General features: G+C 72.3%; 20 protein-coding genes. 12 read left to right on the top strand and 8 right to left on the bottom strand.

The window, feature by feature from the left end; translation table 11 throughout:
* Window positions 1-149: 149 nt before the first annotated feature.
* Window positions 150-1346: an ROK family protein gene (locus ACZ7L4_RS37870; protein WP_472109587.1), complete on the top strand. Its 1197-nt coding sequence runs from the start codon at window positions 150-152 to the stop codon at window positions 1344-1346.
* Window positions 1343-2917: a M81 family metallopeptidase gene (locus ACZ7L4_RS37865; RefSeq protein ID WP_472109586.1), complete on the top strand. Its 1575-nt coding sequence runs from the start codon at window positions 1343-1345 to the stop codon at window positions 2915-2917. Before ACZ7L4_RS37870 ends, ACZ7L4_RS37865 begins: the two co-directional genes overlap by 4 nt.
* A gap of 3 nt (window positions 2918-2920) precedes the next feature.
* Here ACZ7L4_RS37865 and ACZ7L4_RS37860 read toward each other — a convergent pair whose 3' ends face one another.
* The 4 genes from ACZ7L4_RS37860 to ACZ7L4_RS37845 form a co-directional block, all read right to left on the bottom strand.
* Entirely contained in the window at window positions 2921-3748 is an 828-nt protein-coding gene (locus ACZ7L4_RS37860; RefSeq protein ID WP_472109585.1) for a transporter substrate-binding domain-containing protein, read from the bottom strand.
* Between the two features lie 128 nt (window positions 3749-3876).
* Window positions 3877-5055: a globin domain-containing protein gene (locus ACZ7L4_RS37855; protein ID WP_472109584.1), complete on the bottom strand. Its 1179-nt coding sequence runs from the start codon at window positions 5053-5055 to the stop codon at window positions 3877-3879.
* A gap of 108 nt (window positions 5056-5163) precedes the next feature.
* Window positions 5164-5607, bottom strand: a complete 444-nt coding sequence (locus tag ACZ7L4_RS37850) for an RrF2 family transcriptional regulator (RefSeq protein WP_472109583.1) — start codon at window positions 5605-5607, stop codon at window positions 5164-5166.
* A 37-nt stretch (window positions 5608-5644) separates the two neighbouring features.
* Window positions 5645-6544, bottom strand: a complete 900-nt coding sequence (locus ACZ7L4_RS37845; protein WP_472109582.1) for a LysR substrate-binding domain-containing protein — start codon at window positions 6542-6544, stop codon at window positions 5645-5647.
* Window positions 6545-6741: 197 nt separating this feature from the next.
* Here ACZ7L4_RS37845 and ACZ7L4_RS37840 point away from each other — a divergent pair, with 197 nt between their 5' ends.
* The 3 genes from ACZ7L4_RS37840 to ACZ7L4_RS37830 all read left to right on the top strand — a co-directional run bounded on the left by ACZ7L4_RS37840 (window position 6742) and on the right by ACZ7L4_RS37830 (window position 9276).
* The gene (locus tag ACZ7L4_RS37840; protein WP_472109581.1) at window positions 6742-7590 is read left to right on the top strand and encodes a transporter substrate-binding domain-containing protein; all 849 of its coding nucleotides are present in this window, start codon (window positions 6742-6744) and stop codon (window positions 7588-7590) included.
* Between the two features lie 62 nt (window positions 7591-7652).
* Window positions 7653-8441 (top strand): amino acid ABC transporter permease, encoded by a 789-nt coding sequence (locus ACZ7L4_RS37835; protein ID WP_472109790.1) that lies wholly within the window; start codon window positions 7653-7655, stop codon window positions 8439-8441.
* Window positions 8442-8502: 61 nt separating this feature from the next.
* Entirely contained in the window at window positions 8503-9276 is a 774-nt protein-coding gene (locus ACZ7L4_RS37830; RefSeq protein WP_472109789.1) for an amino acid ABC transporter ATP-binding protein, read from the top strand.
* A 16-nt stretch (window positions 9277-9292) separates the two neighbouring features.
* Here the strand turns inward: ACZ7L4_RS37830 and ACZ7L4_RS37825 are convergent, their stop codons facing one another.
* Window positions 9293-10345, bottom strand: a complete 1053-nt coding sequence (locus ACZ7L4_RS37825; protein WP_472109580.1) for an Lrp/AsnC family transcriptional regulator — start codon at window positions 10343-10345, stop codon at window positions 9293-9295.
* A 182-nt stretch (window positions 10346-10527) separates the two neighbouring features.
* Between ACZ7L4_RS37825 and ACZ7L4_RS37820 the strand changes: the two genes are divergently transcribed.
* Window positions 10528-12432: a hypothetical protein gene (locus tag ACZ7L4_RS37820; RefSeq protein ID WP_472109579.1), complete on the top strand. Its 1905-nt coding sequence runs from the start codon at window positions 10528-10530 to the stop codon at window positions 12430-12432.
* 33 nt (window positions 12433-12465) lie between these two features.
* On the opposite strand, the gene ACZ7L4_RS37815 is transcribed toward ACZ7L4_RS37820, so the two are convergent.
* Together ACZ7L4_RS37815 and ACZ7L4_RS37810 are read right to left on the bottom strand one after the other, a co-directional pair.
* Window positions 12466-12960: a hypothetical protein gene (locus ACZ7L4_RS37815; protein ID WP_472109578.1), complete on the bottom strand. Its 495-nt coding sequence runs from the start codon at window positions 12958-12960 to the stop codon at window positions 12466-12468.
* 39 nt (window positions 12961-12999) lie between these two features.
* On the bottom strand, window positions 13000-13359 hold the full coding sequence (locus ACZ7L4_RS37810) for a nuclear transport factor 2 family protein (protein WP_472109577.1): 360 nt from the start codon (window positions 13357-13359) through the stop codon (window positions 13000-13002).
* A 132-nt stretch (window positions 13360-13491) separates the two neighbouring features.
* Between ACZ7L4_RS37810 and ACZ7L4_RS37805 the strand changes: the two genes are divergently transcribed.
* Window positions 13492-14304: a helix-turn-helix domain-containing protein gene (locus tag ACZ7L4_RS37805; RefSeq protein WP_472109576.1), complete on the top strand. Its 813-nt coding sequence runs from the start codon at window positions 13492-13494 to the stop codon at window positions 14302-14304.
* A gap of 30 nt (window positions 14305-14334) precedes the next feature.
* A complete protein-coding gene (locus ACZ7L4_RS37800) occupies window positions 14335-14826 on the top strand; it encodes a nuclear transport factor 2 family protein (RefSeq protein WP_472109575.1) in 492 nt (163 codons plus the stop codon).
* 33 nt (window positions 14827-14859) lie between these two features.
* Here the strand turns inward: ACZ7L4_RS37800 and aztA are convergent, their stop codons facing one another.
* The gene (gene aztA, locus ACZ7L4_RS37795) at window positions 14860-15603 is read right to left on the bottom strand and encodes a zinc ABC transporter ATP-binding protein AztA (RefSeq protein ID WP_472109574.1); all 744 of its coding nucleotides are present in this window, start codon (window positions 15601-15603) and stop codon (window positions 14860-14862) included.
* 14 nt (window positions 15604-15617) lie between these two features.
* Between aztA and aztB the strand changes: the two genes are divergently transcribed.
* The 4 genes from aztB to aztD are packed head-to-tail and all read left to right on the top strand — an operon-like array spanning window position 15618 to window position 19930.
* The gene (gene aztB / locus ACZ7L4_RS37790) at window positions 15618-16511 is read left to right on the top strand and encodes a zinc ABC transporter permease AztB (protein ID WP_472109573.1); all 894 of its coding nucleotides are present in this window, start codon (window positions 15618-15620) and stop codon (window positions 16509-16511) included.
* The gene (locus ACZ7L4_RS37785; protein ID WP_472109572.1) at window positions 16508-17731 is read left to right on the top strand and encodes a hypothetical protein; all 1224 of its coding nucleotides are present in this window, start codon (window positions 16508-16510) and stop codon (window positions 17729-17731) included. Before aztB ends, ACZ7L4_RS37785 begins: the two co-directional genes overlap by 4 nt.
* Window positions 17728-18693, top strand: a complete 966-nt coding sequence (gene aztC, locus ACZ7L4_RS37780) for a zinc ABC transporter substrate-binding protein AztC (RefSeq protein WP_472109571.1) — start codon at window positions 17728-17730, stop codon at window positions 18691-18693. The genes ACZ7L4_RS37785 and aztC overlap by 4 nt, the downstream gene beginning before the upstream one ends.
* 37 nt (window positions 18694-18730) lie before the next feature.
* Window positions 18731-19930 (top strand): zinc metallochaperone AztD, encoded by a 1200-nt coding sequence (gene aztD, locus ACZ7L4_RS37775; RefSeq protein ID WP_472109570.1) that lies wholly within the window; start codon window positions 18731-18733, stop codon window positions 19928-19930.
* The last annotated feature ends 12 nt before the right edge of the window (window positions 19931-19942 follow it).

Below are 19942 nucleotides of genomic sequence, written 5' to 3'. Positions count from 1 at the left end.
TCGAAGCAAGTCAATAGGTTCATTCGGAAAGTAGTTCAAAATCCGGTGGGGCCTGGCGGACTTGGTTCGTGGGTGGTTAGTGTTCGGTCCGACCTCGAACGAACTCATCGAAGTAAGTACGCATCGAAGCAAGTCTCCAGGGGGACCTGATGGCGGACACCGCGAACGAAGGCGAGCCGGGTTCGGCGCAGCACATACTCCGGCTCGTCTCGTCCGGAGCCGCCTCCTCCCGCGCCGACCTCGTCAGGGAGCTGGGCCTCGCGCCCTCCACCGTCTCGCTGCGCGTGCAGGAGCTGGTGGCCCAGGGCGTGCTCACCGAGTCCGGCGAGGGTGCCTCGCGCGGCGGCCGCAGGCCCCGGCTGCTGCGGGTCAAGGCGCAGGGCGGCGTCGCGCTCGCCGCCGACCTCGGCAGCCGGCACGCGCGGCTCGGCGCCGTCGACCTCGGCGCGGCCGTGCACGACGCGGTCGACCTGCCGCACGACATCACCGCCGGGCCCGAGTCCGCCGTCGACTGGCTGTGCGCCCAGGTGGCCGAACTCGCTGAGAAGCAGCGGGAGTCGGGGCGGACCGTGCGCGCGCTCGGCGTCTCCTTCCCCGGCCCTGTCGACCCGGCGGACGGCCGCGTGCTGAGCCCCTCACGGATGCCGGGCTGGCACCGCTACCCGCTGCGCGACGTCCTCGCCGAGCGGCTCGGCATGCCGGTGACCGTCGCCAACGACGCCACGATGATGGCGGTCGGCGAGCACCGCACCTCCCGGCCCGAGCTCGACCACATGGTCGTCGTGAAGGCGGGCCGCGGCATCGGCAGCGGCGTCATCGTCGCGGGCCGGCCGCACGACGGAGCCAACGGCAGCGCCGGCGACATCAGCCACGTCCGCGTGGAGGAGGCCGGCGAGCGGCCCTGCTCCTGCGGGAACATCGGCTGCCTGGAGACCGTCGCGAGCGGCGCCGCCCTCATCCGCGAACTGGCGGCGCGGGGCGTCGAGGTGGCCAACACGACCGAGCTGCTTCAGCTCGTCGCCGACGGCGACCCCGTCGCCACCACCCTCGTCCGCACGGCGGGGCGGCACATCGGCACCGTCCTGTCGGTCGTCGTCAACTTCTTCAACCCGCGGGCCGTCGCCATCGGCGGCGTCCTCGCCACCGCCGAACCCCTCGTCGCCGCCGTCCGCGGCGTGCTCTACGAGCGCTGTCTGCCGCTCGCCACGGCGGACCTGGAGATCACCACGACGGCCGCGGGCCGCGACGCGGGCCTGCTCGGCGCGGGCCTCACGGCGCTGCACCGCAACCTGTCGTCCACCGCCCCCGCCTTCAAGGACTTCAAGGAAGAGAGCGTCCACGCATGACGAGCACCACCCCGATCACCGGCCGCCGCCTGCGCATCGGTATCGGCGGCATCGGCATCGAGTCGTCCACGTTCTGCCCGCACCGCTCCACCACCGACGACTTCCGGCAGACGCGCGGCCAGGACCTCCTCGACCGCTACACGTGGACGCAGCCCGATGCGGACCTCGCCGAGCTGGTCGAGTGGGTGCCGCTGCTGCACGCGACCTCCCTGCCCGGCGGCCCGGTGGAGGCCGAGTCGTACCTGATCCTCAAGAACGAACTCGTCACCCGGATACGGGAGGCGGGCCCGCTCGACGGACTCGTCTACGACATCCACGGCGCCATGAGCGTCATCGGCCTCACCGACGCCGAGGGCGACCTCACCGAGGCGGTCCGCGCGGCGCTCGACCACAACGGCACGCCCGACGACCCGGCCGGCGGCCGCCCGATGATCTCCACGGGCATGGACCTGCACGGCAACGTCTCGCGCCGTTTCGCCGAGCCGATCGACCTGCTCACCGCGCACCGCCTCGCCCCGCACGAGGACGCCTGGGACACCCGCGAGCGCGCCGCCCGCAACCTCGTGCGCTGCCTGCGCGAGGGCACTCGCCCGCACCGCGCCTGGGTCCAGGTCCCGGTCCTGCTGCCCGGCGAGAAGACCAGCACCCGTCTGGAGCCCGCCAGGTCCCTCTACGGCTCGCTCGCCGACATCGAGAAGAAGGACGGCATCCTCGACGCCGCGATGTGGGTCGGCTACGCGTGGGCCGACGAGCCGCGCTGCAAGGCCGCCATCGTGGTGACCGGCGACGACGCCGAACTCGCGGCGCAGGAGGCCGAGTCGCTGGCCCGCCGCTACTGGGACGCCCGCAAGGACTTCCTCTTCGTCGGCCCGACCGGCAGCGCCGAGGAGTGCATCGAGAAGGCCGCCGCGTCGGACAAGCGGCCCTTCCTCATCAGCGACTCCGGCGACAACCCGACCGCGGGCGGGGCGGGCGACCTCGCGTACATGCTGGGCAAGCTCCTGGAGAACGACGCGATCCGCACGGGGAAGGTCACGGCGGTCCACCCCGGCATCACGGACCCCGTCGCCGTGGCGGCCTGCTTCGAGGCCGGGGTCGGCGCCGAGGTCACCCTCTCCGTCGGCGGCAAGGTCGACGCGAACCACGGCGGTCCCTACGAACTCACCGGAACCGTCGAGGCGTTGCAGCGCGCCGCCGACCAGAAGGACCGCGCGGAGGGCGGGGCGTACGACCGCGGTGTCGACATGGCGGCCGTCCGCGTCGGCGGCCTCACCGTGATCCTCGTCGAGCGCCGCAAGCCGTTCCACACCCTCGCCGACTTCATGGGCCCGGCCGAGGGCGGCCTCGGCATCGACCCGCGGACGTACGACGTGGTCGTCGTCAAGATCGGCTACCTGGAGCCGGAGCTGCACGACATGGCCGCGGACTGGCTGCTCGCGCTCACGCCCGGCGGCGTCGACCAGGACCTGCTGCGCCTGGGACACCACCGGGTGGAGCGCCCGCTGTACCCGTTCGACGAGGACGCGTACGAGGCCGGGGCAGGCCCCGACCTCACACCCACCCTCCTGTAGGGCTCAGTCCAGCCACTCCGACTCGTACTTCTCGTACGTGCCGTCGTGCGTCGTCAGGTGCACGAACTGGTTGACGTACTCGTGGAAGTCGCGGTCGCCGCGCGGGGTCGCGTAGGCCTTCTCCGCGAACGAGAACGGCTTGTCGGGGTGGACCGAGCACAGCTCGGGGTGGAGCTTGGACTGGTAGAGGGTCTCGCTCGCGTCGGTCATCATCACGTCCGCCCGGCCCGCCACGATCTCGTCGAAGATCGTGCGGTTGTCCGGGTGGACCTTGATGGTGGCGTTCTTGATGTTCGCGCGGGCGAACTGCTCGTTCGTACCGCCGGGGTTGACGACGACGGTCGTCCCGGCCTGGTCGATGTCCTTGAGCGTCTGGTACTTGTCCTTGTCCGCGCAGCGCACGATCGGCGTCTTGCCGTCCTCGCGGGTCGGCTCGCTGAAGTACACCTGGCGGGCGCGCGGCAGGGTGATCGAGACACCGCCGACGGCGACGTCGCACTTGCCCGCCGACAGGTCCGTGGCGATGTTCGCCCACGTGGTGTCCACCCACCGGGCCTTCGCGTCCAGGCTCTTGGCGAGTTCCTTCGCCATGTCGATGTCGATGCCGCTGTACGAACCGTCCTTGGGGTCCTTGTACGTGAACGGCTTGTAGTCGCCGGTGGTGCACACCCGCAGCACGCCGGACTTCGGCACCGAGTCGAGCAGGCTCGCCTTCTTGCCGGCGGCCTTGTGCACCGCCGACGGCGCGGCGGGAGCGGCGGCGGTCAGGCCGAGCAGACACACCAGGGCGGACAGGGTGGCGACACGTTGTCTGGACGTGCGGCGGCTCATCGCGACTACTCCTCGACAGTTGGTTGCAGGCTGAACGGATCGTCCAGCGGCACACCCTGCCAGAAGACTTCACACCGGTGAAGCGGGTGTCCACGGCTCGGAAGGGCCGCGGACACCACCTCTCCGCGCTACGCCGCCGAGGCCAGCCACAGGTCCGGGCCGAACACCTCGTAGTGGATGTCGGCGGCGGCCACCCCCTTGGCGAGCAGCTGCTCGCGCAGCGTGCGCATGAAGGGCAGTGGGCCGCACAGGTACGCGCGCGTGCCGGGCGCGACGGGGACCTCCGTGAGGTCGGCGAGGCCCGTGTGCCCGCCGGCCGGAGCCCCCTCCTCGTACCAGAAGTGGGCCGCGCCCTCGGGGAGTTTGTCGGCGAGCGCCGCGTGCTCGGTGCGCAGTGCGTGGGCGGCGGGGGAGCGGTCGGCGTGCACGACGGTGACCGGGCCCGCGTGCCGGGTGGCGGCCAGGTCCTCCAGCATGGCGAGGATCGGGGTGCAGCCGATGCCGGCGGAGGCGAGCAGCAGGGGTGCCTCGTCGGCGGTCAGGACGAGGTCGCCGTACGGTGCCGAGACCCGGAGCCGGTCGCCCTCACGCACGCGCGCGTGCAGGTGGTTCGAGACCTCGCCGTCGGTGACCCGCTTCACGGCGATGGAGCGGCCCGTCGCGGCGGGCGCGCCGGTCAGGCTGTACTGGCGTATCTGCCGTGCCTCGTCCGGGAGTTCGACCTGCACGGACACGTACTGGCCCGCCCGGAACGCGGGCGCGGGGGAGCCGTCGGCCGGGCGCAGCAGGAAGGACGCGACGTCGGGCGTCTCCTCGGTGCGGGACACCACCTCCCACTCCCGCCAGATGTCGCCGTCGACCGCGCCCTGCTCCGCGTAGAGCCGCTTCTCGATCGCGACGAGGGCGTTCGCCATCAGCCAGTACACCTCGTCCCAGGCCGCCGCGACCTCCGGGGTGACGGCGTCGCCGAGCACCTCCGCGATGGCCTCGAAGAGGTACCGGTGCACGACCGGGTACTGCTCGGCGCGCACACCGAGGGAGGCGTGCTTGTGGGCGATGCGGGCCAGCATCACGTCGGGCCGGTCGTCCGGGTGGTTCACGAGGTGTCCGGCGAACGCGGCGATCGAACCGGCGAGGGCCTGGCGCTGGGTGCCGGCCGCCTGGTTGCCGCGGTTGAACAGGTCGCGCAACAGCTCCGGGTGGGCCGCGAACAGCTTCTCGTAGAAGAGGCCGGTGATGTCCTCGATGGCGGCGCCCACGGCGGGGAGGGTGGCGCGGACGACGGTGGCCGACCGGTCGGTGAGCATCGGCAGGGCTCCTTAATCTGACTCTCAGATTCATATTCGAGCGCGCGGGTGTTTCCCGGCTTGAGGGGGTGTGTCGCGGGCGGCCGCCCGGCATTGATGATGCCGGGGTCAGTCCGTCCCGGGAGGGGGTGAAAGGGCCACCAGCAACGGGCCGGTGGGGGCCTTGACGAGGTCGGTGAGGCTGAGCGGGTCGAGCGTCGCGAAGAACGCCTCCTGCGCCTCGCGCAGCGCGCCCCGCAGGCGGCAGGCCGAACGCAGGGGGCAGGGTGTCGCCCCCTCGCACTCCACGACGTCCCCCGGACCCTCCAGCTCGCGCACGAGGGCGCCGATGGAGGCCGAGCGGCCGGCTCCGGTGAGCGCGAGCCCGCCGCCCCGGCCGCGACGCGCCTCGACGAGCCCCATCCGCTGGAGCTTGGCGACGACCTTCGCGGTGTGCGTGTACGGCACCTCCATGGCGCCCGCGACCTCGCGGGTGGTGGGCAGTTCGCCCTCCTCGACCGCGAGGCGCATCAGTACGCGCAGGGCGAGATCCGTGAATCGCGTCAACCGCATGGACGCAGGTTAATTAATGTTGCATTTGAAAGGCAAATTAAACGGTGGCCGGCTCCAGGTCCTTCGCCGCCTCGCCGAGCGTCCGCAGCAGCAGCGCGGTGACCGGCGCCGTCTCGTGCCCTTCGAGGACGAACGCCGACACGCGGCGGCCGAGCGCCTGGGTGAGCGGGCGTGCCACGACGTCAGTGTGCCGCAGGAGCGGCAGCGCCGTCCCGGGCACCAGCGCGATGCCCGCCCCGGCGGCCACCAGTCCCTGGACCGCGAGGGTGTCGTCGGTGGTGAAGGCGATGTCCGGCGCGAAGCCCGCCCGCGCGCACGCGGCGAGGAAGTGTCCCCGGCAGCGCCGGCACCCGGCTATCCAGCGCTCCCGTGCCAGTTGCTCCAGGTTCACGCTGCCGCTCCCGGCGAGCGCATGACCGGCCGGGAGCAGCGCCAGCAGCGGGTCGTCGAGCAACGGGACCCGGACCACCCCCTCCTCGCCGTCGCCGGGGGAGTGGGCGAGCGCCAGGTCGCAGCGCCCCTCGCGCAGCGCGCGCAGCGAGTCGGGCGGCTCCTCCTCGAGCAGCTCGACGCGGATGCCCGGATGGGACGCGGCGAGTCGGGCGACGGTCGCCGGGAGCAGCGTGGCGTTCGCGGCGGGGAAGGCGCAGACACGTACGCGCCCCGACTCCAGGCGCGTGATCGCCTTCAGCTGGCCGTGCGCCGTCTCGATGGAGCTGAGGATGCCCGTGGCGTGCCGGGCGAGCAGCTGCCCGGCGTCCGTGAGCCGCAGCCCGCGCCCCGCACGGACGAACAGCGGCGTGCCCGCGGCGCGTTCGAGCGCCTTCATCTGCTGGCTGATGGCGGGCTGCGTGTACCCGAGGTCCCGCGCGGTCGCCGCGTAGGAGCCCGTGCGCACGACCTCGGCGAACGTCTGGATGTGCCGCGAGTCAAACATGCGTACAAGCTATGGAGTTCATCCCGCAAGTCAAGATCGGAAAGCGTTTCTTGGGGTGGGCAAAGAAATGTGATGTGGACCTTGCCGCGCCCGTGCGTCAGTGTGTCCGAACCCCATGTTTTCCGAGGTCAGTGCCGGTCCCGCACCCCGGACCGACGTGTTCTCGGCCGCCCGTGCCGCGCCTCGCCGGCCCCTCCATGTCCCAGGGAAGCACCGTGACCTCAACCGCACGCCTCGCCCGCCGCTGTGTCCCGCTCGCCGTCGCGGCCTGCCTCGTGACCCTGACGACCTCGTGCAGCAAGAGCGCCGATGTCACGACGACCTCGGGCGGGGTGAAGCTGGTCCACAAGGGCAAGCTGACCACCTGCACGCACCTGCCGTACGCGCCCTTCCAGTCGGAGAAGAACGGCAAGGTCGTCGGCTTCGACGTCTCCCTGATGGACCTCGTGGCGAAGAAGCTCGGGGTGAAGCAGGACATCATCGACAAGTCCTTCGAGACCATCAAGACCGGGGCCGACCTCAACGCGGGCCTGTGCGACGTCGCCGCGGCCGGCATGACCATCACGCCCGAGCGCAAGCAGAACCTCGACTTCTCCGACCCCTACTTCGACGCCGACCAGGCGCTGCTCGCCCGCAAGGGAGTCGACGCCAAGACCCTCGACGACATCAAGGGCGGCAAGCTGAAGCTGGGCTCCCAGGCCGCCACCACCGGCGAGGACCTGGCCCACAAGAAGGGTGTCGACTCCCAGTCCTTCGAGAGCTCCGACGCCGAGCTGAACGGGCTGCGCACCGGCCAGGTCGACGTCATCGTGCAGGACTACCCGGTCGTCCAGAACTGGCTCAAGGACTCCGCCGTCAAGGACAAGTTCGCGCTCCTCGGCACCGTCCCGACCGGTGAGGAGTACGGCTTCGCCGTGAAGAAGGGCGGCAACCCGAAGCTGCTCGCCGCCGTCAACAAGGCGATCGGCGAGGCCAAGAAGGACGGCACGTACAAGAAGCTGTACGAGCAGTGGATCGGCCCGATGCCGAAGGGCGCCGACAAGTGAGTTCCGTGAAGTCGCCCTCGGTGGACGGAGATCCGGGGCGCCGGGCCACGCCCCGCAAGCGCATGTCGCCGCGCCGCAGGCGCAAGGTGACGCAGGTCGTCCAGTACGCGGTGCTCGTCGTCGCGGTGCTGCTCGCCGCGACGCTCGCCGACTGGGGACAGCTCCAGCACCAGTTCCTCGAACCGTCCGTGGCCCGCAGGATGTTCCCGGACCTGATCACGACCGCGCTGGTCAACACGGTGATCTACACCCTCACCGGATTCGGCGTCGGTCTCGTGCTCGGCCTGGTCATCGCCCTGATGCGGCTGTCCTCGGTGGCCCCCTACCGGTGGCTCGCCTCCATCTACATCGAGTTCTTCCGTGGTCTGCCCGCCCTGCTGATCTTCATCTTCATCGGTGTCGGTGTGCCGCTCGCCTTCCCCGGCACCGCCCTTCCCGGTGGTGTCTACGGGCAGGTGGCCATCGCGCTCGGCCTGGTCGCCGCCGCGTACATGGCCGAGACGATCAGGGCAGGCATCCAGGCCGTGCCCCGCGGCCAGATGGAGGCCGCCCGCACCCTCGGCATGTCGCGGACCCTCGCCATGCGCTCGATCGTGATCCCGCAGGCCTTCCGCATCATCGTGCCGCCGCTCACCAACGAACTGGTCCTGCTGTTCAAGGACTCCTCGCTGGTCCTCTTCCTCGGCGTCTCCCTGGAGACCCGCGAACTCACCAAGTTCGGCCGGGACCTGGCCGGTGAGACCGCCAACAGCACCCCCATCTTCGTCGCGGGCCTCTGCTACCTCCTGGTCACCGTCCCCCTGGGCTACCTGGTGCGCCGCCTCGAGGCGCGGCACGCGAAGGCCAGGTGAGCGGGGGATGACACCTGACACCAAGGACGCACGGAACGGCACCGAGGACGAGGACACAGGCATGACCGCGGCCATCGAGATCCAGGGACTGCACAAGTCGTTCGGCGACCTGGAGGTGCTGCGCGGCATCGACTTCACCGTCGCGCACGGCGAGGTGGTGTGCGTCATCGGCCCGTCCGGGTCCGGCAAGTCCACCCTGCTGCGCTGCACCAACCTCCTGGAGGAGCCCACGTCAGGGCGGGTGGTGGTGGCGGGCGCCGACCTCACCGACCCGGACCTCGACATCGACCGCGTACGCCGCCGGATCGGCATGGTCTTCCAGCAGTTCAACCTCTTCCCGCACCTGAGCGTCCTGGAGAACCTCACCATCGCCCAGCGCCGCGTCCTCGGGCGGGACCGGGCCGAGGCGGAGCGGACGGGGCGCGCCAACCTCGAACGGGTCGGCCTCGCCGACAAGGAGGCCGGCTACCCGTCCCAGCTCTCCGGCGGCCAGCAGCAGCGCGTCGCCATCGCCCGCGCCCTGTCGATGGGGCCCGAGCTGATGCTGTTCGACGAGCCGACCAGCGCGCTCGACCCGGAACTCGTCGGCGATGTGCTCGGTGTGATGCGTTCGCTCGCCGACGAGGGCATGACGATGATGGTCGTCACCCACGAGATGGGCTTCGCCCGCGAGGTCGCGGACCGCGTCGTGTTCATGGACGGCGGCGTGGTCGTCGAGGAGGGCACCCCGGACGAGGTGCTCGGCAACCCCCGCCACGAGCGCACCCGTTCGTTCCTCGCGCGGGTCCTGAACCCGGGGGAGGCGCGGCCCGCGGACACGCAGCCGCGGAAGTAGCCGACAGACGCCGCGCTCATCCGGCGAACGGGTCCGTGCCCCACAGGTCCGGTGTCACAAGGCGGGCCCGCGTCCCGTCAGGACCCAGGACCTGTGCGCCCAGTTTCTGGATGCGCAGGGCCAGGGTCGTCTCGGTGACCCGGGCCGAGGGGACCGCGCGGGTCAACCGCTCCGCGTACTCGGCCAGCTGGGCGGGGGAGCGGAGCCAGGCACACACCAGGAGGTTGTGCGGGCCCGTCACGGACGACACGTTGCGGGTGCCGCGCTGGCGCAGCACGGCCGCGACGGTCTGGGCGACCTGCTCCGCGGGCACGTTCAGATACAGGAAGCCGAGCAGCGGGCGGGACGTGAACCGGGGCGCGAGCTTGACCACGTAGTGGAGGCCCGAGCGGCTCTCCAGGCGGTCGAGGCGCCGTCGCGCCGTCGCCTCGCTGAGGCCGCAGGCCTTGGCGAGTGCCGTCGCGCCGAGTCGGGCGTCACCGGCCATGGCGTGCAGCAGGGCGCGGTCGGCGGCGTCCGGCATCCCGTCCCGCGACACACCGCCGGACGAGAGGCGCGGGGCGAACGAGGCCACCTTCCTGCGCAGGTCGGGGCCGAGCTGGTGGAGGTGGAGCGGGGAGACCGGGCCGTGCATCCTGGTGACCAGGTCGGCGCGGGTGGCCCGGACTCCGGGCAGGGTGTGCAGGCGCTCGACCAGATAGCGGTCGAGGGCCGTGGTGTCGAAGCAGGAGTGGAAGACCAACAGGTCGGCCGCGCCCGCGAGACGCACGACGCACAACGTGCCCGGATCGCGGGCGAGTTCGGCGGCGGTCGCCGCGATGCCGCCCGGCGTGCAACGCACCTGGATCCACGCGGAGCACAGGGTCGTCCCGCCGCCGAGCACGGCGCCCGGCAGGACGCCGCTCCACGCGATGCCCGCCTCCGTCAGCCGTGCCCAGTGCCGGGCGAGGGTGCCCGCCGTGTGGCCGATGCCCTCCGCCAGCTGGGCCCAACTGGCGCGCGGGGCGAGCTGCAGTGCATGGATCAGCGTCAGATCCGCCTCCGAAACGGCGGATTCGCCTGTTCTCACGGCTCTCCCTGTTGAATCCGCGCATATGCCACACGTACTTTCCGTACAGCGTAACCATGGGTAGCGCGGCGCGCCGGATGCGTCACCGGTCGGATGCGCGACCGGTGCCGCAGTACTCATGGAAGTACACGCCGCAGTGGTCGTCCATCGGAACGCGAAACTCTGCGAGGGTGTGGGTCGGCATGACTGAAGGGCAGTTGAAGGGGCGTGAGCGCGAACTGGCGGCGCTGCTCACGCGGTTGGCGTCCTGGCGCCTGGTGTCCCTGGTGGGCCCCTCGGGGGTGGGCAGGACCCGGCTCGCGCGGGAGGCCGTCGAGCATGTACGCGCGCGTGGCCGGCGCGAAGTCGTGTGGGAATCGGGGGCCGGGCTCGACGCGAGCGTGCTGGCCGGGGTCGTGGTCCGGCTGCGGCACCGGCTCGGTGTCCGGCGCGGACGGCGCCTGCGCGCGCGGCCGTTGCTCGTCCTGGACGACTGGGAACACCTCGGTGGCGCGGGCACCGATCTGATCGCCGCGCTCCTCGAGGACGTGCCGGGGCTCACCGTGCTGCGCATTTCCGACCGGCCGAGCTGGCTGCGCGGCGAGGCGGTGCACCGGCTGCCGCCGCTGAGCCCGGGTGCCGCCGTCGGGCTGCTCGCCGACGCCGCGGGCGGCCGGCTGCTGAGCGACCCCGGCACCGCCGCCCGGGCCACTGCCCTCGCCCATCGTCTGGACGGGCTGCCCGGGGCGCTCCTGGACGCCGGCCGGCGCCTGCGGGGGCCCGCGGATCTGGCGGCCGTGGAGCGCCACCCGTACAGCTCGCGGGCGCTCGCGGAGGCCGAGCGGGCCTACGCGCGCAGCACCCGCGGGGAGCGTGAACTCCTTCGCAGGATCGCCGTGTTCGAGGGCGACTTCGACCTGCGGGCGGTGCGCGAGGTGTGTGCCTCGGGGGCGCTGCCCGCCGCCCGGATCCAGGGCCTGATGGAGCGGGTCGCGCCCTTCGCCCTGGTGCCGGGCGGCGAGGGGGATCCCGGCGGCGGGCCACGGTCCCGGCTCACCGGGCCGATGCGCGAGGTGTGCCTGCGGGCCCTGGAGGCGGCCGGGGAGCGCTGGGCGCTCGCCCTGCACCACCGGACGTGGTGCGCCCGGCTCGCCCGGCGGGCCGCCGAGTGCTGGAGCCGCGGGCGGCAGCGGGAGGCGCGCGCCCTCGTGCTGCGCCAACTCCCCGACCTGCGCCGGGCGATGGACCCCCGCACGGGCCCGCTGTCGCCGACGGTGGAGGCGGGCGTCGCCCTCGACGTCGTGGTGCACCTCTGGTTCCTGTGGGTGGCGTGCGGTCGCGCGCAGGAGGGGCGGACGGCGCTGCGGCGGGTGCTGCGGCTGCACCAGGACCCGATCCCCGGCCGTGCCTGGTGGCTCGCCGGATATCTGGAGCTGCTGTGCGGCGACGACGAAGCCGCCGAGGTCGCCCTCCTGAACGGCCGGCTCGCGGCCGAACGGGACGGCGACGACCGCTGCCTCGGCCTGCTCGCGCACACCGGGGGCGTCGCCGCGCTGCGACAGGGGCGCGTCCGCGAGGCGGCCGAGGCGTTCCGCTCGGCCATCGAACTCCTCGGCGAGGAACCGGGGTTCGGCCCCGGAGGCGCCGGGTCCCGGGCGGCCCTCGCGCTCGCCCTGGTGCGTACGGACCCGGAGGCCGCGCAGGAACTGGTGCTGCCGAGATCGGGCGCGGTCGAGGTGCACGACCCGTGGGCCGAGGCCTGGCTCGGGCACGCGCAGGCCGAGCTGCTGCGCTGGGAGGGCGGCCCGCTGGAGATCGCCGCCGAGGAGGCGGGCCGCGCGCTGCACAGCCACCTCGCCCACGACGACACGGAGGGCGCCGCCTGCACCGCCGAACTCGCCGCGGACATCGCGGCGGCCCGCGGCCGGACCACCCTGGCCCGGGAACTGCTGCGCAGCGCCGACGAGTTGCGCGGCACGGGCCCGCGCGCGGCCGCGTACTGCGCACCGGTCCGCCGTCGCGCGGAGGCGGCGCTGCGTCCGCGCGCCCGGGCCTCGGCGGCGTCGCGCCGGGCGGCAGCGGCGGTGGCGGGCCGGGCGGTGTCGTAGCCCCTCCGGGCCACGGCCGGGCCGCCCGCCAGGTCAGCCCCGGTCGATCGTCCCCCAGGCGCGCTGCGGCTCGGGGGCCCGCCGGACCGGAGTCGGCCCCCGGCGCCCGCGCGGGCGGTGCGTGAGGTGTCCGACCAGCCCCGCCACGAGCCCCACGCCGACCGGGAGCAGGAGGACCCCGGCCATCACCAGCAGGCCGATGCCCCCGCTGTCCCCGGCCGCCAGCGCGCGGACGCCGGAGACGACGAGGATCACGAGGAGGGTGACCGGCGGCAGTGCCCACGGCCACCAGCCGGGCTCCGGGGTCTCCCGCAGCGCCGCGTACCAGTAGCGGGCGCCCCACCACGTGACCGCGAAGGCCGACAGCGCGACCGCCGCGAACGCGGCCTTGGACGGCGGCCGGTCGGAGCTGTTCGCGGCCACGAGCGAGATCACCACGCCCATCAGGGCCATGAAGGGCGTGAGCAGCCCTGCCATGACGAGGCGGTGACGGCGGGAGCCGGTGAAGGAACTGGTCGCGATGAACATGCCACAGAACCCTAAGGGCCCCCGCGCGACGGCCCGGTGTCAGGCCGCCGGCACCTTGTCCAGGAAGCCGCGCACGTCCTGGATCCGGCCCTCCTCGTCCAGTACGAGGACGTCGAAGCCGATCACCGGCGGCTCGGCCCCCTCGGGGCCCAGGCCCCACTGGAACCGCAGCTGCCGGTGATGGGCGTCCACGTCGCCGACGGCGGTGAACACGAAGCCCGGGAACTGCTCGTGCACCCCCTCGATCAGCGCGGCGAGCGCGGCGTGGCCCGCCACCTCGGCCAGCGGGTCGGTGTAGGTGGCGTCGGGCGCCCAGTGCTCGGCGACGAGCTTCGTGAGCTGCTCGCCCCGCGCGTTCCAGGTGGCGAGATAGGCGTCGACGGCGTGGTGTGCGGTCATGGTCGAACCTCCGGTGTGCCGTGGTGCGTTGACGGTGGTGTGCTGACGCCCCTCACACTGGCCGGGCCGCGGCGGAAGCTCCATGACCTCACAGGTCATGGAGCGCACGCCCCGCCGCCGTACGCTGCCGTCATGAGCACCCTCGTGGACTCCCTCGCCCCGGCGGACACCCCGGACGCGCGCACGGTAGGACCGCTGCTGCGCGGCTGGCGCGAACGGCGCCGCTTCAGCCAGCAGGAGCTGTCCAACCGCTCCGCCGTCTCCACCCGGCACCTCAGCCGCGTCGAGACCGGCAGGGCGCATCCGACGTCCGAGATGATCCTGCACCTGGCGGACCATCTCGACGTGCCGCTGCGCGCCCGCAACCAGCTGCTCCTCGCGGGCGGCTACGCGCCGCACTACCGCGACCGGGACCTCGCGGACGCCTCGCTCGCGGTCGTCATGGACGGGCTGCGGGGACTCCTCGACGCCCATATGCCCTACCCGGCCCTGCTGTTGGACACCTACTGGGACGTCGTCGACGCCAACGCGGGTGTGGCCGCCCTGCTCGAAGGGTGTGCGCCCGAGCTCCTCGAACCCCCGATCAACGTCATCCGGCTGTGCGTGCACGAGAAGGGCCTGGCCCCGCGCATCCGCAACTTCACGGAGTGGGCCTCCCACCTGCACCAGCAGCTGGTCCACCGCGCCGAACGCACCCACGACCCGCGCCACTTCGAGCTCGCCGAGGAGACCGCGCGGCACCTCGCCGACGTGCCGCGCTCCGCCCCCACCGGCAGCCCGGTCCTCACGCTGGAACTCACCGTGCCGGACTCCGCACCGCTCCGCTTCTTCAGCACCTCCGCACAGCTCACCACGCCCGCCGATGCGGCGCTCGAAGGGCTGCACCTGGAGACGTTCCTGCCGGCGGACGCCGCGACGCGCCGCCGCTTCGAAAACAACTCGTAGCCGGGCGGGCCTTCTTGGTAGGACTGGCACATGATCGAGAAGGATGCGCAGGACGAACTCGGCCCACTGGAACGCCTCTTGGCGGAGCGCGCCTGCGAGCGGCTGATCCTGGAATTCGTGCGCCGCCTCGACCTCGGGGACCCGGGCACGGTCTGCGAGCTCTTCACCCCCGACGGCGTCTGGGAATGGCCCTACGACGGCCGCAGGATCGAGGGCAGGGAGGCCCTGCGCGCCTACTTCGGCGGCCGCCCCGCCGACCGCCTGTCCCGGCGGATGTGCACGAACATCCTGGTCACCGTCGACTCGCCGGACACCGCGACCGCCATCACGTACTTCGCCACCTACCGGGTCGACGGCCACACCGGCGACTCGATCGTCCCGTCCCGGCCGCCCGCGAACGTCGGCCACTACGAGGACACCTTCCGCAAGGTGGACGGCCACTGGCTCATGGCGAGCCGGACGCTGGTCCTCGCCTTCGGCGGCCCGACGGAACACGTGGGTGGGGGCGCCCCGGCGCGGTGACGGCCGGGCTGCCAGCCCCCGGGGGAGCGAGGGTCACGCGGGCTGCCAGACCCGGGCGAGCGCCGACTCGGTGAGCACATCCTCGGGCCTGCCCTGCCCGACGAGGTGTCCTTCGCGCAGCAACAGGCAGAGGTCCGCCGCGCGCGCGGCTTCGAGGTCGTGGGTGGCCTGCACCACGGTCACCCCCTCGCCCGCGAGCCCCGTGAGCAGCGCCCCGATCCGGCTGCGGGCCTCCGGGTCGAGGCCCGTGGTCGGCTCGTCGAGGAGCAGCAGGTCGGACTCCTGGGCGAGCCCCTGCGCGATCAGCGTGCGCTGCCGCTGGCCGCCCGACAGCTGGCCCAACTGCTGCGCGGCGAGGTCCCCGATGCCGAGCCGATCGAGCGCGGCATCGACGGCGGCCCGGTCCCGGCGCGCCGGCCGGCGCCATGTCCCGAGCCCGCCCCAGCGCCCCATCTCCACCGTCTGACGCACGGTCAGGGGAAGCATGTCCCCGACGGCGCCGCGCTGCGGGACGAACGCCGGCCGCCGATCCCCGTGGTGCCTCACGTCTCCCGATGTGGGGCGGATCACACCGGCCACCACGCCGAGCAGCGTCGACTTCCCGCTGCCGTTCGGGCCGACGAGTGCGGCGGTCGCCAACTCCGGTATGTGCGCGGTGAGTTCATGGAGCACCGGGCGGCCCGGATAGCCGGCGCAGACATCGGTGAGGTGCACACGGTCGTCCCCGAGTCGCTGCGGGGAGGGCGGGGCAGTCGGTTTGTTGAACATGATTGTCATTGTAATGTCCTCGCATGGAGTGGTTGACGGCCCCCTTCGAGGTGGCCTTTGTGCAGCGCGCCCTGTGGGGCGGAATCCTGGTGTCCGCGATCTGCGCGCTCGCCGGGACCTGGGTGGTGCTCAGGGGGATGGCCTTCCTCGGGGACGCGATGTCCCACGGTCTGCTCCCGGGCGTCGCGCTGGCCGCGCTGCTCGGCGGGAACCTCATGGTGGGCGCGGTCGCCAGCGCGGCGGTGATGACGGCGGGCGTGACCGCCCTCGGCCGGGCCAGACGGCTCTCCCGGGACACCGGGATCGGCCTGCTGTTCGTCGGCATGCTGTCGCTCGGCGTCATCATCGTGTCCCGCTCGCAGTCCTTCGCGGTGGACCTGACCGGCTTCCTCTTCGGCGATGTCCTCGCCGTGCGCGAACAGGACCTCGCCCTGCTCGGGGTGGCGCTGTGCGCGGCGCTCCTCGTGTCGTTCCTCGGCCACCGGGCCTTCCTCGCCCTGACCTTCGACGCCCGCAAGGCCGAGACGCTGGGGCTGCGCCCCCGGCTCGCCCACGCCGTGCTGCTCGGACTGCTCGGGCTCGCGATCGTCGCCTCGTTCCACATCGTCGGAACGCTGCTCGTCCTCGGCCTGCTGATCGCGCCGCCCGCGGCGGCCCTGCCCTGGGCGCGCGGTGTGCCCGGCGTGATGGCGCTGGCCGCGCTGCTCGGCACCGCGGCCACCTTCGGCGGGCTGCTCCTGTCCTGGCACCTGGGCACGGCGGCGGGGGCCACCGTGTCGGCGCTCGCGGTGAGCTTCTTCTTCCTCTCCCACCTCGCGTCCGGAGTCCGCCACCGCCGCAGGGGCCGTCCCGCCGGGGCCGCAGACCCCGCCCCCGTACTCGAAGTCGACCGAAGGAAGTCGGAGGCACTGTCTTGACCGCCAGAACCAACGCCGCGAAGTGGGCCCCTATCCCGCTGGCGCTCACCGCCCTGCTCGCCGCGGGCTGCGCGACACAGGAGGACAACGACCCGAAATCCGCGGCGAGTTCACCGTCCGCCACCCCGCACGGCTACGTGGCGGGCGCCAAGGAGGGCGCCGAGCAGCAGTCCCGGCTCCTCCTCAACGACCCCGACAGCGGAAGCACCCGTGTCCTCGACCTCATCACCGGCAAGGTGACGAGGGCGGACAAGGTCACGGACGCCGCGGACCTCGCCACGGACGGCCGCTTCGGCTACCTCCACACCTCCGGAGCCACCCACGTCCTCGACGGCGGGTCCTGGACCGTGGACCACGGCGACCATGTCCACTACTACAGGGCGGCGATACGCGACGTAGGTGAACTCCCGGTCGGAGGTGGGGCGTTGGTCCGCAGTGACGCCGCCGTGACCGCCGTGACCGACAAGAGCGGGCGGTCCGTCCTGTACGACCGCGGCAAGCTCGACAAGGGCGACATCGCCCGCACCCGCGCGCTTCCGGGCACGTACAGCGGGCCCGTCGTCCCCTACGAGGGGCACCTGTTGGCCCTCGCCGGCCAGGGCGACACCGCGAAGCTCACCGTCCTCGACCGCAAGGGCAAGCGCGTCACCACGCCGGACACCGCGTGCGAGGAACCGAAGGGCGACGCCGTCACCCGCCGCGGCGTCGTGTTCGGCTGCGCCGACGGCGCACTGCTCGTACGCGAGGAGAACGGGAAGTTCTCCGCCGAGTCCATCCCCTACGAGAAGGGCGTGCCGGAGGGCGAACGCGCCACCGAGTTCCGGCAGCGCCCCGGCAGCGACACCCTGACCGTGCAGGCGGACGACTCCGTGCGGGTCCTCGACGTCGGTGAACGGTCCTGGAAGCGGGTGGACACCGGCACGGTCGTCGCCGCCAACACCGCCGGGGAGGGCGCGCCGCTGCTGGTCCTGGAGGCCGACGGCAGGCTGCACGGCTACGACATCGGGACGGGCAAGGAGACCGGCCGCACCAAGAAGCTCCTGACAGGGAAGCCGGACACCACGAACCCGCCGGTCATCGAGGTCGACCGCAGCCGCGCCTACGTCAACGACCCCGACGGCAAGCGGGTGTTCGAGGTCGACTACAACGACGACCTGCGCATCGCCCGCACCTTCGATGTCGACATCGCGCCCGCGCTGATGGCGGAGACCGGCCGATGAGCGCGGACGAGGCGAAGCAGCGCGTCCGGGTGGGCACGGCACGGCTGCGCAGTCTGCTGCTCGGCCTGCTGACACTGGTGGCCGCCGCCACCGCGACCGCCTGTGCCACGGAGGGCGAGCGGCCCCGGATCGTCGTCACCACCAACATCCTCGGCGACGTCACCCGCGAGATAGCGGGCGACCAGGCCGAGGTCACCGTCCTCATGAAGCCCGACGCCGACCCGCACTCCTTCGGCCTCTCCGCACGGCAGGCCGCCGACCTCGAACGGGCCGACCTGGTCGTCCACAACGGCCTCGGACTGGAGGAGAACGTGCTGCGGCATGTGGACGCCGCCCGGGAGTCCGGCGTCGCGACCCTCGAGGTCGGCAAGAACGTCGACCCGCTCACCTTCCACACCGGCGACGACGCCGGGAACGGCCAGGCAGACCCGCACTTCTGGACGGACCCGGACCGGATGCGCAAGGCAGCGGGACTCATTGCCGACCGGATCACCAAGCATGTCGACGGCGTCGACGACAGCGCGATCCGGGCCCAAGCAGACCGCTACGACAAGAAGTTGGCGAAGCTCAGCGGCTGGATGGAGAAGTCCTTCGACCGCGTCCCCAAGGAGCGGCGCGCGATGGTCACCAACCACCACGTCTTCGGCTACCTCGCCGACCGCTTCGACCTCCGCGTCGTCGGCGCCGTCGTCCCCAGCGGCACCACCCTCGCCTCGCCCAGCTCCTCCGACCTGCGCTCCCTCACGCAGGCCATGGAACGGGCCGGAGTGCGCACCGTGTTCGCCGACTCCTCCCAGCCCACCCGCCTCGCCGAGGTGCTGCGCAAGGAGATGGGCGGCGGGGTCCAGGTCGTGAAGCTGTACTCGGAGTCCCTGACGGCCGCGGGCGAGGGCGCGGACACGTACCTGCGGATGATGCGCGCCAACACGACGGCGATGACCAAGGGCCTGACGGCCCGCTGACCTCCGAATGTTCGACAGGGAAGGAAGAACGACACACGTGAACACGACCCGGAGCACCCGCAGAAGAGCCCTCGGGGGAACGGCCTGCGCCCTGGCCTTCGCCACGGTCCTGACCGCCTGCGGCAGCGAGGACGACACCAAGAGTTCGTCCAAGGCCAAGGGCGCCACGCCCGCCGCGGCGGTCAAGGACCCGCTCGTCGCCGGCTTCGACGGCGGCCTCTACATACTCGACGGCAAGAGCCTGAAGCTCGCCAAGACGATCGAGCTGCCCGGTTTCAACCGGCTCAATCCCGCAGGGGACAAGGACCACGTCGTCGTCTCCACCGACAGCGGCTTCCGCGTCCTGGACGCCGCCGGACAGCGCCTCACCGACATCCGCTACAAGGGCTCCGAGCCCGGCCATGTCGTCCGGCACGCGGGCAAGACGGTGCTGTTCACCGACGGCACCGGCGAGGTCAACGTCTTCGACCCCGCCGACCTGGGCGACGGCACCAAGCCCGAGGGCCGCACCTACACCTCGGCCGAGGCGCACCACGGCGTGGCCATCGAGCTGGAGAACGGCGAACTCCTCAGCACCCTGGGCGACAAGGAGACACGCACCGGCGTGCTCGTCCTCGACAAGGACAACAAGGAGATCGCCCGGAACGAGAAGTGCCCCGGTGTGCACGGCGAGGCCGCGGCCAAGGGCGAGGCGATCGGGGTCGGCTGCGAGGACGGCATCCTCATCTACAAGGACGGCAGGTTCACCAAGGTCGACGCCCCCGACGACTACGGCCGCATCGGCAACCAGGCCGGCAGTGACGCCTCCCCGGTCCTCCTCGGCGACTACAAGACCGACGAGGAGGCCGAGCTGGAACGCCCCACCCGCGTCTCCCTCGTCGACACGGAGAAGAAGAAGCTCCGCCTGGTCGACCTGGGAACCAGCTACTCGTTCCGCTCGCTGGCCCGCGGCCCCGAGGGCGAGGCGCTGGTCCTGGGCACCGACGGGCGGATCCACGTCATCGACCCGGCCACCGGCAAGGTCGAGAAGAGGATCGACGCCGTGGGGGAGTGGCGGGAGCCCCTGGACTGGCAGCAGCCCCGGCCCACGCTGTTCGTCCGCGACCGCACGGCGTACGTCTCCGAGCCCGGCGAGAAGGCCCTGCACGCCATCGACCTGGACACCGGCAAGAAGCTCACGTCGGTGAAGCTGCCGAAGAGCACCAATGAGCTGTCCGGAGTGGTGGCCGGGCACTGACACAGGCGTGTG

The sequence above is a fragment of the Streptomyces sp. NPDC107575 genome (assembly GCF_055657265.1).
The sequence above is the reverse complement of the archived record's forward strand: the minus strand, read 5'-3'. Positions and strand labels throughout refer to the sequence as shown.

What these genes read in the sequence shown, in the direction of transcription:
- ACZ7L4_RS37870 (WP_472109587.1), top strand. Translation starts at nt 150, where the DNA reads ATGGCGGACACCGCGAACGAAGGCGAGCCGGGTTCGGCGCAGCACATA.
- ACZ7L4_RS37865 (WP_472109586.1), top strand. Translation starts at nt 1,343, where the DNA reads ATGACGAGCACCACCCCGATCACCGGCCGCCGCCTGCGCATCGGTATC.
- ACZ7L4_RS37860 (WP_472109585.1), bottom strand. Translation starts at nt 3,748, where the DNA reads ATGAGCCGCCGCACGTCCAGACAACGTGTCGCCACCCTGTCCGCCCTG.
- ACZ7L4_RS37855 (WP_472109584.1), bottom strand. Translation starts at nt 5,055, where the DNA reads ATGCTCACCGACCGGTCGGCCACCGTCGTCCGCGCCACCCTCCCCGCC.
- ACZ7L4_RS37850 (WP_472109583.1), bottom strand. Translation starts at nt 5,607, where the DNA reads ATGCGGTTGACGCGATTCACGGATCTCGCCCTGCGCGTACTGATGCGC.
- ACZ7L4_RS37845 (WP_472109582.1), bottom strand. Translation starts at nt 6,544, where the DNA reads ATGTTTGACTCGCGGCACATCCAGACGTTCGCCGAGGTCGTGCGCACG.
- ACZ7L4_RS37840 (WP_472109581.1), top strand. Translation starts at nt 6,742, where the DNA reads ATGTCCCAGGGAAGCACCGTGACCTCAACCGCACGCCTCGCCCGCCGC.
- ACZ7L4_RS37835 (WP_472109790.1), top strand. Translation starts at nt 7,653, where the DNA reads ATGTCGCCGCGCCGCAGGCGCAAGGTGACGCAGGTCGTCCAGTACGCG.
- ACZ7L4_RS37830 (WP_472109789.1), top strand. Translation starts at nt 8,503, where the DNA reads ATGACCGCGGCCATCGAGATCCAGGGACTGCACAAGTCGTTCGGCGAC.
- ACZ7L4_RS37820 (WP_472109579.1), top strand. Translation starts at nt 10,528, where the DNA reads ATGACTGAAGGGCAGTTGAAGGGGCGTGAGCGCGAACTGGCGGCGCTG.
- ACZ7L4_RS37815 (WP_472109578.1), bottom strand. Translation starts at nt 12,960, where the DNA reads ATGTTCATCGCGACCAGTTCCTTCACCGGCTCCCGCCGTCACCGCCTC.
- ACZ7L4_RS37810 (WP_472109577.1), bottom strand. Translation starts at nt 13,359, where the DNA reads ATGACCGCACACCACGCCGTCGACGCCTATCTCGCCACCTGGAACGCG.
- ACZ7L4_RS37805 (WP_472109576.1), top strand. Translation starts at nt 13,492, where the DNA reads ATGAGCACCCTCGTGGACTCCCTCGCCCCGGCGGACACCCCGGACGCG.
- ACZ7L4_RS37800 (WP_472109575.1), top strand. Translation starts at nt 14,335, where the DNA reads ATGATCGAGAAGGATGCGCAGGACGAACTCGGCCCACTGGAACGCCTC.
- aztA (WP_472109574.1), bottom strand. Translation starts at nt 15,603, where the DNA reads ATGACAATCATGTTCAACAAACCGACTGCCCCGCCCTCCCCGCAGCGA.
- aztB (WP_472109573.1), top strand. Translation starts at nt 15,618, where the DNA reads ATGGAGTGGTTGACGGCCCCCTTCGAGGTGGCCTTTGTGCAGCGCGCC.
- aztC (WP_472109571.1), top strand. Translation starts at nt 17,728, where the DNA reads ATGAGCGCGGACGAGGCGAAGCAGCGCGTCCGGGTGGGCACGGCACGG.